Origin of the sequence: Massilia scottii (assembly GCF_030846495.1) — a bacterium.
Classification (GTDB): domain Bacteria; phylum Pseudomonadota; class Gammaproteobacteria; order Burkholderiales; family Burkholderiaceae_D; genus Telluria_A; species Telluria_A violaceinigra.
The window spans coordinates 86,042-98,252 of record NZ_JAVCWM010000023.1 but is presented as its reverse complement, the minus strand read 5'-3'; the positions used below and the strand labels follow the sequence as shown (position 1 = coordinate 98,252).

Annotated in this window: 12 protein-coding genes; 8 read left to right on the top strand and 4 right to left on the bottom strand. The window is 63.4% G+C overall.

Features of this window, described 5'->3' with window-relative positions; all coding sequences use genetic code 11:
• Positions 1 to 72 precede the first annotated feature (72 nt).
• On the bottom strand, positions 73 to 621 hold the full coding sequence (locus tag RBA41_RS25560) for a carboxymuconolactone decarboxylase family protein (protein ID WP_306627044.1): 549 nt from the start codon (positions 619 to 621) through the stop codon (positions 73 to 75).
• Positions 622 to 716: 95 nt separating this feature from the next.
• Between RBA41_RS25560 and RBA41_RS25555 the strand changes: the two genes are divergently transcribed.
• The 8 genes from RBA41_RS25555 (at position 717) to RBA41_RS25520 (ending at position 7,409) form a co-directional block, all read left to right on the top strand.
• Positions 717 to 1,070, top strand: a complete 354-nt coding sequence (locus tag RBA41_RS25555) for a winged helix-turn-helix transcriptional regulator (protein ID WP_306627043.1) — start codon at positions 717 to 719, stop codon at positions 1,068 to 1,070.
• Positions 1,071 to 1,171: 101 nt separating this feature from the next.
• On the top strand, positions 1,172 to 1,882 hold the full coding sequence (locus RBA41_RS25550) for a phosphoglycolate phosphatase (RefSeq protein WP_306627042.1): 711 nt from the start codon (positions 1,172 to 1,174) through the stop codon (positions 1,880 to 1,882).
• A gap of 193 nt (positions 1,883 to 2,075) precedes the next feature.
• Positions 2,076 to 3,572, top strand: a complete 1,497-nt coding sequence (trpE, locus tag RBA41_RS25545; RefSeq protein WP_306627041.1) for an anthranilate synthase component I — start codon at positions 2,076 to 2,078, stop codon at positions 3,570 to 3,572.
• Position 3,573: 1 nt separating this feature from the next.
• Positions 3,574 to 4,137 (top strand): anthranilate synthase component II, encoded by a 564-nt coding sequence (locus RBA41_RS25540; RefSeq protein WP_306627040.1) that lies wholly within the window; start codon positions 3,574 to 3,576, stop codon positions 4,135 to 4,137.
• A gap of 36 nt (positions 4,138 to 4,173) precedes the next feature.
• The gene (gene trpD / locus RBA41_RS25535; protein ID WP_306627039.1) at positions 4,174 to 5,205 is read left to right on the top strand and encodes an anthranilate phosphoribosyltransferase; all 1,032 of its coding nucleotides are present in this window, start codon (positions 4,174 to 4,176) and stop codon (positions 5,203 to 5,205) included.
• Between the two features lie 97 nt (positions 5,206 to 5,302).
• The gene (locus RBA41_RS25530; protein WP_306627038.1) at positions 5,303 to 5,935 is read left to right on the top strand and encodes a LysE family translocator; all 633 of its coding nucleotides are present in this window, start codon (positions 5,303 to 5,305) and stop codon (positions 5,933 to 5,935) included.
• 9 nt (positions 5,936 to 5,944) lie between these two features.
• Positions 5,945 to 6,745 carry an indole-3-glycerol phosphate synthase TrpC gene (gene trpC, locus RBA41_RS25525; protein ID WP_306627037.1) on the top strand — a complete coding sequence of 267 codons (801 nt, stop codon included), beginning with the start codon at positions 5,945 to 5,947 and terminating at the stop codon, positions 6,743 to 6,745.
• Between the two features lie 43 nt (positions 6,746 to 6,788).
• Entirely contained in the window at positions 6,789 to 7,409 is a 621-nt protein-coding gene (locus RBA41_RS25520; RefSeq protein ID WP_306627036.1) for a hypothetical protein, read from the top strand.
• Between the two features lie 99 nt (positions 7,410 to 7,508).
• On the opposite strand, the gene RBA41_RS25515 is transcribed toward RBA41_RS25520, so the two are convergent.
• The 3 genes from RBA41_RS25515 to RBA41_RS25505 are packed head-to-tail and all read right to left on the bottom strand — an operon-like array spanning position 7,509 to position 12,203.
• A complete protein-coding gene (locus RBA41_RS25515; RefSeq protein WP_306627035.1) occupies positions 7,509 to 9,332 on the bottom strand; it encodes a M61 family metallopeptidase in 1,824 nt (607 codons plus the stop codon).
• Between the two features lie 46 nt (positions 9,333 to 9,378).
• Positions 9,379 to 9,987, bottom strand: coding sequence for a nucleotidyltransferase family protein (locus tag RBA41_RS25510; RefSeq protein ID WP_306627034.1), 609 nt, complete (start codon positions 9,985 to 9,987; stop codon positions 9,379 to 9,381).
• Positions 9,984 to 12,203 (bottom strand): xanthine dehydrogenase family protein molybdopterin-binding subunit, encoded by a 2,220-nt coding sequence (locus tag RBA41_RS25505; RefSeq protein WP_306627033.1) that lies wholly within the window; start codon positions 12,201 to 12,203, stop codon positions 9,984 to 9,986. The genes RBA41_RS25510 and RBA41_RS25505 overlap by 4 nt, the downstream gene beginning before the upstream one ends.
• Between the last annotated feature and the right edge of the window lie 8 nt (positions 12,204 to 12,211).

The following is a 12,211-nucleotide window of genomic DNA, read 5'->3' as shown; positions in this document are numbered from 1 at the left end:
ATGATGCGCGGTATTCGATGCTCATCATCCGCTTGGCACAGGGATGATCACCCGGCCGCCCCGGCCTATGCTTCAGCGGCTGAAACGGGGCGCAAACGTCTCCAGTTCCACCCTGGCGGCATTCGTCATGAACGAGATCGCATGGTAGTTTCCGGTCAGCGCGATGATTTCAAGGATCTGCGCTGACGAATAGTGCCGCGCCAATTCATCCCATAGCCCATCGGAGATGGTGGACGTGTCGTGAAGTTCATCCACCGCCTTTAACAGCAATTCCTCTTGCGCGGGCAAGGCACGCTGTTCAGGATCGCTGCCAAGCGTTGCCGCCACGTCGGCGGCACTCAATGCCGCCCGCTCCGCGAACAACGCGACGTGCACACCCCATTCATATTCGGAACCACAGCGCGCGCAGGTACGCAAAATAATCAGTTCCCGTGCACGCGGATCGATTGATCCCTGGTCGAGCAGATTTCCCGCAAACGTGCGCTGTAATACGCGCGGGTTGTGCGCCTGCGTTCTGAATAATTTCAGCGGTTCCATGCCCGGTGGCAGGAATCGCTTGAATGTCCCGGCAACTGCATCTTCATACGGGGCTTCAAGCGGAACAATTCTGGTGGTCGACATGCCGGTCTCCTTGAGTACGGGTGGTAAAATCACTCGAATGCTACGGATAGTGTAGCACCATGCTACGTTTAACGTAGCAAGAAAAAGGAGAAATGATGACTGTTCCAAAACCGGGTCGGCCGGTACGCGGCTCGCACACGGGGCGGCCGATCATGGCCTTGCTCGATTTGCTTGGCCGGCGCTGGGTAATGCGCATCATCTGGGAGCTGCGCGATACGCCGCTGACGTTCCGTCAGTTGCGCGAGTGCTGCGACGACATGTCGCCGACGGTGCTCAATCTGCGCCTGCGGGAACTTCGCGAAACCGGCATCCTCGACACCGCGGAATCAGGCGGCTACACCTTAAGCCCGAGCGGCGCGAGCTTGTTAAAAGCCATGATGCCTCTGCTGCGATGGTCTGAAGAATGGCACAACATGCTCATCTCGAAAGAAGCGGATGCACCCGAATAATCACCTGGATGGGCAGGCATCTCCAATGACAGGAAGATCGACCGACACCGCTACGCTCCGCTCCGATAAAATATTCCAATCCTGACCGCTCCTATTCCCCGATGACCAATTTTATCCAATCGATCCACGCCCCGATCCGCGCGGCGATCATCGATCTCGATGGCACCATGCTCGACACCCTGCCCGACTTCCATGTCGCCATCAACGCCATGCGCGGTGAATTCGGCTACGCTCCGATCACGCAGCAGCAGATCGCGCTGATGATCGGAAAAGGCTCCGAAAACCTGATCCGCGGCGTGCTCGCGCTGGAGCAGGACGCCGCCGGCGTCGAACAGCGCTTCGACGAGGCCATGGCGCTCTACCAGGGGCACTACCTGGCGATCAACGGCAATCACAGCGTGCTGTACGACGGCGTGCTCGAAGGGCTCGATGCCATGAAAGCCGACGGCCTGCGCCTGGCCTGCGTGACCAACAAACCGATCGCCTTTGCCACGCCGCTGCTGGCGCAAAAGGGCCTGGCGGAGTATTTCGAAATCGTGTACGGCGGCGATTCGCTGGCGCGCAAAAAGCCGGACCCGATGCCGCTGCTGCAGGTCTGCGCCGACTTCGATCTGGCGCCGTCGCAGGTGGTGGCTATCGGCGACTCGTCCAACGACGCCGAGGCTGCTCGTCGAGCTGGCTGCTTTGTGTTGACGGTACCGTATGGTTATAACCACGGGCGGGCTATACACGAAACAGATTCCGATGGTATAGTTACCTCACTTGTAGAAGCGGCAACCCTGATTCGTTCCCACAACCACAACACATACTAACCTTCCATCACATATGTTTTTCATCAAAAAACACAATGTCACCCAAACCGGCTCGATTGAGGCTTGGCTTTGGCGACGCTGGCAATCCTGGGCTAAGTAACCCTGTAGTGATTGCTGTCGGCTGCCCCTGTGCGCCGGCAGGTTTTTTGAAACCCACCGCCCGCGGATGCGCCATGGCGGCATGGAGAAAAGCATGACCGAACTCGAATTCAAATCGTTGGCCAACGAAGGCTTCAACCGTATTCCATTGATCTCGGAAGCCTTCGCCGATCTCGAAACGCCTCTCACGCTGTACCTCAAGCTGGCACAGACCCAGAACACCGGAAAGAACACCTTCCTGCTCGAATCGGTGGTCGGCGGCGAGCGTTTCGGGCGCTACTCCTTCATCGGCCTGCCCGCATCGACGGTGCTGCGTACCTTCGGCACACGCACCGAGATCGTCAAGAACGGCGAGGTGATCGAAACCCACGACGGCAATCCGCTCGACTTCATCGAGCAGTACCAGGCGCGCTTCAAAGTGGCGCTGCGTCCCGGCCTGCCGCGTTTTTGCGGCGGCCTGGCCGGCTACTTCGGCTACGACACCGTGCGCCACATCGAGCGCAAGCTGGCCGACACGCAGCCCAAGGACGACCTGGGCCTGCCAGACATCCAGCTGATGGTGACCGAGGAACTGGCGGTCATCGACAACCTGTCGGGCAAGCTGTATCTGATCGTGTACGCCGACACCACGCAGCCGGAAGCGTATTCCAAGGCACGCCAGCGCCTGAAGGACCTGCGCATGATGCTGCGGCGCGGCGTCGACGCGCCGGTGACATCGAGCTCGGTGCGTACCGAAGCGGTGCGCGACTTCAGCAAAGAGGATTACCTCAAGGCGGTGGCCCGCGCCCACGAATACGTGATGGCCGGTGACCTGATGCAGGTGCAGATCGGCCAGCGCATTCGCAAGCCCTACGTGGACAATCCGCTGACCCTGTACCGCGCGCTGCGCTCGCTGAACCCATCGCCGTACATGTACTTCTATAACTTCGGCGACATGCAGATCGTGGGCGCCTCGCCAGAAATTTTGGTGCGCAACGAAACCGCGGCCGACGGCACCAAGAAAGTCACGCTGCGCCCGATCGCCGGCACCCGCCCACGTGGCGCAACGCCGGAACGCGACGCCGAACTGTCGAAGGAGCTGCTGGCCGACCCGAAAGAGATCGCCGAACACGTCATGCTGATCGACCTGGCGCGCAATGACCTGGGACGCATCTCCGAAACCGGCAGTGTCAAGGTGACCGAACGCATGGTCGTGGAAAAATACTCGCATGTGCAGCACATCGTCTCGAACGTCGAAGGCACTTTGAAGGGCGGCATGTCCAACCTGGACGTGCTGCGCGCGACCTTCCCGGCCGGCACCCTGACCGGCGCGCCGAAAGTGCGCGCCATGGAAGTGATCGACGAACTCGAACCGACCAAGCGCGGCATCTACGGCGGCGCCTGCGGCTACCTGAGTTTTGGCGGCGAGATGGACGTGGCGATCGCGATCCGTACCGGCGTGATCAAGGACGGCATGCTGTATGTGCAGGCCGCCGCCGGCATCGTGGCCGATTCGGTCCCCGAAATGGAATGGCAGGAAACCGAAAACAAGGCGCGCGCGGTCCTGCGCGCAGCCGAGCAAGTGCAAGACGGCCTGGATGGGGAGCTCTGAGATGCTGCTGATGATCGATAACTACGACTCGTTCACCTACAATCTGGTGCAGTACTTCGGTGAGCTGGGCGAGGAAGTTGCTACCTTCCGCAACGACGAAATCACGATCGACGAGATCAGCGCGATGCAGCCGGACCGCATCTGCATCTCGCCCGGTCCCAAGACACCGGCCGAAGCCGGGATCTCGGTCTCCATCCTGGAGCAGTTCAAGGGCAAGCTGCCGATCCTCGGCGTGTGCCTCGGCCACCAGGCCATCGGCGCCGCGTTCGGCGGCAAGGTCATTCGCGCCAAGCAGGTCATGCATGGCAAAACTTCATTGATCGCGCACACCGGCGTGGGCGTGTTCAAGAATCTTCCGAGTCCGTTTACGGTCATCCGCTACCACTCGCTGGCGATCGAGCGCGCGTCGCTCCCGGCCTGCCTGGAGGTGACGGCATGGACCGACGACGGCGAGATCATGGGCGTGCGGCACAGGGAGTTCGATATCGAGGGTGTGCAGTTTCACCCCGAATCGATCCTGTCCGAGCATGGCCATGCCTTGCTGAAGAATTTTCTCGAACGCTAAGCCCCCGTAACGCCCTGCCCAGATCAAGGAGCTGTCATGCCGATCACCCCACAAGAAGCACTGTTACGCTGCATCGAACACCGCGAGATTTTTCACGACGAGATGCTGCACCTGTTCCGCCAGATCATGTCGGGCGAAATGTCGCCGACCATGATCGCCGCGCTCACGCTCGGCCTGCGCGTGAAGAAGGAAACCATCGGCGAAATCGCCGCCGCCGCGCAAGTGATGCGCGAATTTTCGACCAAGGTGCCGATGGCCGACACCACCCACCTGCTCGACATCGTCGGTACCGGTGGCGACGGCGCCCACACCTTCAATATTTCGACCACGGCGATGTTCGTGGCCGCCGCCGCCGGCGCGCGCGTGGCCAAGCATGGCGGGCGCAGCGTATCGTCGTCGTCCGGCAGCGCCGATGTGATCGAGTCGCTGGGCGCCAACATCAACCTCTCACCCGAGCAGATCGCGCAGTCGATCGCGCAGACCGGCATCGGCTTCATGTTCGCTCCCAATCATCACGCCGCCATGAAGCATGCGGCGCCGGTGCGGCGCGAGCTGGGTGTGCGCACCATCTTCAACATCCTGGGTCCCTTGACCAATCCGGCCGGCGCGCCGAATATTTTGATGGGCGTGTTCCACCAGGATCTGGTGGGCATCCAGGTGCGTGTGCTGCAGCGCCTGGGCGCACAGCATGCGGTGGTGGTGTATGGCCGCGACAATATGGATGAAGTCTCGCTCGGCGCGGCCACCATGGTCGGTGAACTGGTCAACGGCGAAATCCGCGAGTACGAAATTCATCCGGAAGACTTCGGCCTGCAGATGATCGCCAGCCGCAATCTCAAGGTGGCGAATGCGGAAGAGTCGGAGATCAAGATGATGGAAGCGCTCAACGGCGAGCCGGGAGCGGCCTACGACATCGTGGCGCTCAATGCCGGCACGGCGCTGTACGCGGCCGGCGTGGCCACCTCGATTGAAGACGGCCTGAAAAAAGCACGCGCCGCAATCGAATCGGGCGCCGCGCGCGCCAAGGTCGACCAGTTCGTCCAGGTGACGCAGCAACTCGGTGTCTGATCGTCGTCGTATCGACTTGAAGGCGCCATATGCCTTAGAACTTAATGCCGTCATTCCCGCGCCAACGCGCGGCAATGACGGCTAGGACTTCTCCACCATGTTTGGCATCCACGACCTCCCCCTGTTCATCGTCTCCGGCCTGCTGCTCAACATCATGCCCGGCCCCGACTCGCTCCTGATCATGACGCGCAGCGCCACGCAAGGCTGGCGTGCGGGCGTGGCCGCCACGCTGGGTATCGGCGCCGGCACCATGATCCACGTGCTGGCCGCGGCGCTTGGCCTGTCGGCCATTCTCTCCACCTCGGCGACCGCCTTCATGGTCGTCAAGTATGTCGGCGCGGCGTATATCATCTACATGGCGATCGGCCTGCTGCGCAGCAAACGGGTCGACCCGGCCGCTGCAGTCGCCGTGGCGCCGCTGCCGTACGCTAAAATCTTTGCGCAGGGCTTCCTGACGAATGTCCTGAACCCCAAGGTGGCGGTGTTCTTCCTCGCCTTCGTGCCGCAGTTTATCGCGCACGATGCACCGAGCAAGGCGCTGGCCTTTATCGTCCTTGGCTGCATTTTCAACCTCAACGGCATGCTGTGGTGTACCTCGCTCGCGCTGTTCACGGCGCAGGCAAGTGCCCGCATCAAGGTCAGCCCAGGCGTGTCGCTGTGGCTTAACCGCGTGACCGGCGGCCTGTTCATCTGGCTCGGCGTCAAGCTCGCGCTTTCCAAACCAAACTGAAACTTCATCATGTCCGATATCCTCAATAAAATCCTGGCGGTCAAGGCTGACGAAGTCGCCGCCGCAAAAAAACACCGTGACCTGGCCAGCCTGCGCCGCGAGGTCGAAGCCGATGCCGAAGCGCGCCGCAACCTGCGTGGCTTTGAATCGAGCCTGCGCAAGCATATCGCCGCCGGCCAGGCGGGCGTGATCGCCGAAGTGAAAAAAGCGTCGCCGTCGAAAGGCGTGCTGCGCGCGGACTTTCTTCCGGCGAACATCGCCGAGAGCTACGCGCGCCACGGCGCGGCATGCCTGTCGGTGCTGACCGACGTACAGTTCTTCCAGGGCCAGGTCGAGTACCTGAAACAGGCGCGCGCCGCCTGCGAGATTCCGGTGATCCGCAAGGACTTCATGATCGACATGTACCAGGTGTACGAAGCGCGCGCGATGGGCGCCGATGCGATCCTGCTGATTGTGTCGGCACTCGATCACGGCCTGATGGCCGAACTGGAAGCCTGCGCGCACGAACTGGGCATGGACGTGCTGGTCGAAGTGCACGATGGCGATGAGCTGACGGCGGCGCTCAAGCTCGATACGAAACTGGTCGGCATCAACAACCGCAACCTGCGCACGTTTGAAACGTCGCTGCAGACCACCATCGACCTGCTGCCGCGCATCCCCGCAGACAAGCTGGTGGTGACCGAATCGGGCATCATGGGACCGGCCGACGTCAAGCGCATGCGCGACGCGAACGTGCATGCCTTCCTGGTCGGCGAAGCCTTCATGCGCGCGCCGGAACCGGGCGTGGAGTTGCAGCGCCTGTTCAACTGAAAGCCCACCTTTTAACACACCGGCACACCGTGCCTTTAATACAATGAAAAAAACACTGATCATGGTCGCCGCCATCCTGGCGTTGAGCGCTTGCGCGTCGTCCGGTCCACCGCCACCGCCAACGTTCGTCGACGCCGCGACGACGACCCTGTCGGCGCCGCCGGCGGACAAGGCGCAAATCATCTTCCTGCAGCCGAAAAACCTGATGTTGCCGCTCGCCGCCGTCGGCATATACGACGTCACCGACACCGACATGACCCTGCTGTCCATGCTCCCCACGCACAGCAAGTCGGTCCATCTGGTCACGCCGGGCGCACACCGTTTCATGGCCGGTTATGGCGCGTACAATTATCTGATGGATGCGAACGTCGAAGCGGGCAAACGCTACTACGTCGTCGCGCGCTTCATTTACGGCATGGGATTCCAGCTGCGTCCTATCCGCACCAGCGGAAAAGCGGGCTTCTCGGTGGAGAATCCGGATTTCGCGGCGTGGGTGTCGAAAACCCGCTTCGTCGAAAAGTCGCCTGAAGCAGACCTGCTCCATGCGAAGTACAAGGTGGAGAACGAGAACGCCAAGGCCGCCGCCATCGCGGTTCTGCTCAAGAAAACACCCGAGCAGCGCGCCGAACTGACCCTGAACAAGGAAGACGCCATCGCTCAATAAGCCGTGATGGGCACACAGTGCCCATCACGATTCAAGCGCCCGGGCCACGGCTCTGTACACGCCGGCACCGGGCGCCACCTTCCGTACGCGTCTACCGCATCAGCGCACCGCGCTTGGCCGCGCCAGCCCCGCGCCTTTCTTGCGCTCGTCAACCAGCGACAGTTTCACATCCGGTACCCGGTCGCCCTGCAGCTGCACGCTGAAGGTCATCAGCTCGTCGCGCCGGAACGCATGCACGCCGATCGTGTCGCCCACCTTGTAGCGCGACAGCAGCGCATCCAGATTGGACGGGTTGCCAGACACGCGCAAGCCCTCCACCGCCACCAGGATATCGCCCGCCGACAGGCCGGCACGATGCGCCGCGCCGCCTTCGTGCACCTGGGTCAGTTTGCAGTCGCCGCCATCGCGGCCGATGCCCGCATCGAACACCGGTTTGGCGTTCTTGCGCAGGTCTTCCAGCTTGACGCCGAACGGCGCATACAGCTTCGCCAGCGGCAGGTCGGCCGTGCCACGCACGTATTTGTCGAACAGGGGCTTGAGTTTCAGGCCGCTGATCTCGTCGAACAGCGCTTCGACGTCGGCCTCGGTCACGCCGCGCCGCGCGGTCGGATAGAAATCGCGGCCATAGCGCTGCCACAGCGCCAGCATCACATCGTCGAGCGACTTCCTGCCCTCGGTCTTGGCGCGGATGGTCAGGTCGAAGGCCAGCGCGATCAGCGAGCCCTTGCCGTAGTAGCTGACGATGGCGTTGGGCGCATTCTCGTCCTGGCGGTAGTATTTGCCCCAGGCGTCGAAGCTGGAATCGGCCACGCTTTGCTTGGTGCGCCCGCTGCCGCGCAGCACGCCGCTGACGGCTTTGCCGAGCAGCTTGAGGTAAGCCGCTTCGCCGATGATGCCGCTGCGCACCAGCATCAGGTCATCGTAGTAGCTGGTGAAGCCTTCGAACAGCCAAAGCAGCGGCGTGTAGGTTTCGTTCTGCAGGTCGTAGGGCGCAAACGCGGCCGGCTTGATGCGCTTGACGTTCCAGGTATGGAAATACTCGTGGCTGCACAGGCCCAGGAACTTGAGATAGCCTTCGCCGATGTCGGCCGCGCGCGGCGCCGCGGTGCTCGGCAAGTCGGCGCGCGCGCAAATGAGCGCGGTCGATGCGCGGTGTTCCAGGCCGCCGTAACCGTCGCCCACGGCCAGCGTGAGAAAGACGTAGCGGTCCATCGGCGCGCGCCGGGTGCGCGGCTCGAAAAATGCGATCTGGGTTTCGCAGATGGCCTTCAGGTCGGCCTGCAGGCGCGCCATGTCGAGGTTGGGCACGCGGCCGGAGACGACGATGTCGTGCGCGATGCCGTGCGCCTTGAAGGTGGCCAGCGCGAAGTCGCCCATTTCGACCGGATGGTCGATCAGTTCATCGTAGTCGCCGGCGACATAGGTGCCGAAGCCGTAGCGCTTCGCGCCCAGTTCGGGCAGCGAGGTCGCCACGCGCCACGCTTTTGCGGCGGCATCGGGCGGACGCTGGATGTCGACTTCGTGCGCCGTTTGTTCCTGCCCCAGCACGCGCAGGTACACGCTGGTGCCGTTGAAAAAGCCGTGGGTCTGGTCCAGGTGCGCCGCGCGTACCGACAGGTCCCAGGCGTAGACTTCGTACTGCACGGTCAGTGCGCCGGCCACCGGGGCGGCCTGCCAGCAATGCTTGTCGAGTTTTGTCAGCGCGACCGGCTTGCCGTTCGATTCGGCGCGGATCTGGACGATATTGCGCGAGAACTCACGGATCATATAACTGCCCGGGATCCACGCGGGAAGGGCGAATATCTGGCCATCCGGCGACGGTGCAGCCACGGTGACGGTCACGTCGAACAGGTGTGCGCCCAGGTCTTTGGGAACAATGGCGTACTTGATAGCAGCCGGCTTCTTGGGTGTCGGTTTTTTCATGATCAATGGGTAGTTCGTGGAGATGGACCAGCGCAGGCTGTCAACCTTACGCGATCTTACTTGTTTTTGACAGGTCCGCGACGGTATCGATGTCCGAAAAAATGCCCGGATCGTCGACTGAAACAACACTCGCCGGATGCGCCTTGAGGATGGCGCGCGCGCCCTGGTCGCCCTGCAGCGCCAGCAGCGCGTCGAGGTGGACGCGGCCAAAGCCGACCGGGTTGCCGCGCTGGCCGGCATGCACCGGCACCGCGATCGGCGCGCCCTGCTCCAGCGCGGCGCGCAGCGCCAGCATGGTGGCGGCGCGCACATGGGGCATGTCGCCCAGCGCGATCAGCCACGATGGGGCCGCGGGCAGCGAATGGCGGATCGCGTGCACGAGGGACGCGGCCATGCCGCTGTCGGCGTCCTGGCAAACCGTGACGATGCAGCCCAGCGCGCGCAGGCAGTCGCCCACGCCGCCGTCGTCCGGCCGCACGACGGCGATCACTTTGTCTACGGAGGAGAGCAGAACGCGGGCGCTGGCGGCGACTACCAGTTCGCCGCCAGGCAAAGGCTGGAGCAGCTTGCTCGCTGCGCCAGTCGGATCGAAACGACGCCCCCTGCCGGCGGCCAGCAGAATGCCGACAGGGGTCATGGCCGCATGCGCGCTCAAGCCGCCTTCAGGTCGAACGGCAGCTTGCGCAGCCGCTTGCCCGTCAGCGTAAACAGCGCATTGGCAAACGCCGGCGCCAGCGGCGGCAGGCCAGGTTCGCCCATGCCGGTCGGCGCATCGCTTGACGCCACCGTGTAGACGTCCACCTGCGGCATGTCGGTCATGCGCGCCACGGTGTAGTCGCCGAAGTTCTGCTGTTCGACCACGCCATCCTTGAGCGTAATCGCCGCACCCGGCAAGGTGGTACCGAGTGCCATCAGCACCGCGCCCTGCACCTGCGCTTCGATCGTCAATGGATTGACGACCTGGTTGCAGTGGATGCCGGCGGTGACCTTATGCAGCTTGGGTACGCCCTTCACGACGGATGCTTCGACCACATACGCGACCACGGAGCCGAACGACTCGTGCAGCGCCACGCCCCAGGCGCGGCCCTTGGGCAGCTTGCGCTTGCCGTAGCCGGACTTCTCGACCGCCAGGTCCAGCGCGGCCAGGTGGCGCGTGTGCTTCTCGCCGATGAGCTTCTTGCGGTAGGCTACCGGGTCCATCTTCGCCACGTGCGCGGCTTCGTCGACCAGCGTCTCCATCACAAAAGCGGTGTGGGTCGAGCCCACGGAGCGCCACCACAGCACCGGCACGTTGGCCTTGGCATTGTGGACGGTCAGCTTCATGGCCACCTCGTACGGTGCGCCCATGCCTTCGACCATGGTGGCGTCCACGCCATCCTTGATCATGAACGGCTCGAACGGCGTGCCGCTGATGATCGACTGGCCGACGATGGCGTGATCCCAGGCGAGGATATTGCCCTTGGCGTCCAGGCCGATATCGGCGCGGTGCACGTGCGAGGGACGGTAGTAGCCGCCCTTGATGTCGTCTTCGCGGCTCCAGATCACTTTCAAAGGGCCGCTTTTGCCGGCGGCCTTGTAGGCCTTGGCGACATTGACCGCTTCGACCAGGTAGTCCGACGTCGGCACCGCGCGGCGGCCAAAACCGCCGCCCGCCATCATGGTGTTGAGCGTTACCTGCTCAGCCTTCAGCCCCGCGGTGGCGGCAATCGCCGCATGGTCGACCGTCTGCATCTGGGTACCGGCCCACACGGTGCAGCTGTCGGCCTTGAGGTCGATGACGCAGTTGAGCGGCTCCATCGGCGCGTGCGCCAGGTACGGGAACTCGTAGAAGGCCGAGATTTTCTTCGGCGCGCCCGCGAGCTTGCTCACGTCGGCCTGTCTGGCGACGGTGCCGGCCTTCTTGGCCAGCGCCTTGAAGTCCGCCATCTGTTTGCTTGTCGTGACTTTCTCGACCGCGCTGGTATCCCAGTCGATCACCAGCGCCTCGCGGCCCTGCCTGGCCGGCCAGTAGCCGTCGGCGATCACCGCCACGCCGCGCCCGCCGCGGTCAAGCGCGATTTCCAGCACCTCGATCACGCCCTTGATCGCGCGCGCCTTGGCGGCGTCCAGCCTGGCGACCCTGGCGCCGAACACGGGCGGGCGCGCCACCACGGCCACCCTGGCATCGGGCAGGGTGAAGTCGATGCCGAACTGCTGCTTGCCGCTCGACTTGGCCAGCGCATCGAGGCGCTTGACCGGCTTGCCGATGAAGCGGAAATCCTTGGCGTCCTTGAGCACGACCGTGGCCGGCATCGGCTGCTTCATCGCCGCATCGGCGAGCGAGCCATAGCTGGCCTTGCGGCCGTCCGGGTGAATCACAAATCCGCTGGCGGTGGTGAGCTGGCCGGGTTCGGCCTTCCACTGCTGCGCGGCGGCGGCGATCAGCATGGCGCGCGCCTTGGCGCCGATTTCGCGGTACTGCATGAACGAGTGCGCGATGGTGCCGGAGCCGCCCGTGATCTGCATCCCGAACGCCGGGTCCTTGTAGGCGTCGCCCGCCGGCGCGAGTTCGCCGCGCATCTGCGACCAGTCGGCGTCGAGTTCCTCGGCGATCAGCATCGGCAGCGCGGTATGCACGCCCTGGCCGAATTCGAGCCGGTTGACCATCACCGTGACGCTGTTGTCCGGCGCGATGCGCAGGAACGCGTTGGGCGCGTAGACCGGCTTGGCGGCGGCATCGGCCGCGCGCGCGAACTTGTTCGCACCCGGCATGAAAAAGCCCAGCACCAGGCCACTGGTGGCCACCGCGCCGGCTTTCATGAAACTGCGGCGCGACATGCCGCCTTCGGGCGGGCGTGTCAACGCCGCCTGGTTAATCCATTCTGTACGCATGCGGCTCT

Excerpts from the sequence above, each read along its gene's own strand:
- RBA41_RS25560 (WP_306627044.1), bottom strand. The coding sequence starts at position 621 with ATGTCGACCACCAGAATTGTTCCGCTTGAAGCCCCGTATGAAGATGCA.
- RBA41_RS25555 (WP_306627043.1), top strand. The coding sequence starts at position 717 with ATGACTGTTCCAAAACCGGGTCGGCCGGTACGCGGCTCGCACACGGGG.
- RBA41_RS25550 (WP_306627042.1), top strand. The coding sequence starts at position 1,172 with ATGACCAATTTTATCCAATCGATCCACGCCCCGATCCGCGCGGCGATC.
- trpE (WP_306627041.1), top strand. The coding sequence starts at position 2,076 with ATGACCGAACTCGAATTCAAATCGTTGGCCAACGAAGGCTTCAACCGT.
- RBA41_RS25540 (WP_306627040.1), top strand. The coding sequence starts at position 3,574 with ATGCTGCTGATGATCGATAACTACGACTCGTTCACCTACAATCTGGTG.
- trpD (WP_306627039.1), top strand. The coding sequence starts at position 4,174 with ATGCCGATCACCCCACAAGAAGCACTGTTACGCTGCATCGAACACCGC.
- RBA41_RS25530 (WP_306627038.1), top strand. The coding sequence starts at position 5,303 with ATGTTTGGCATCCACGACCTCCCCCTGTTCATCGTCTCCGGCCTGCTG.
- trpC (WP_306627037.1), top strand. The coding sequence starts at position 5,945 with ATGTCCGATATCCTCAATAAAATCCTGGCGGTCAAGGCTGACGAAGTC.
- RBA41_RS25520 (WP_306627036.1), top strand. The coding sequence starts at position 6,789 with ATGAAAAAAACACTGATCATGGTCGCCGCCATCCTGGCGTTGAGCGCT.
- RBA41_RS25515 (WP_306627035.1), bottom strand. The coding sequence starts at position 9,332 with ATGAAAAAACCGACACCCAAGAAGCCGGCTGCTATCAAGTACGCCATT.
- RBA41_RS25505 (WP_306627033.1), bottom strand. The coding sequence starts at position 12,203 with ATGCGTACAGAATGGATTAACCAGGCGGCGTTGACACGCCCGCCCGAA.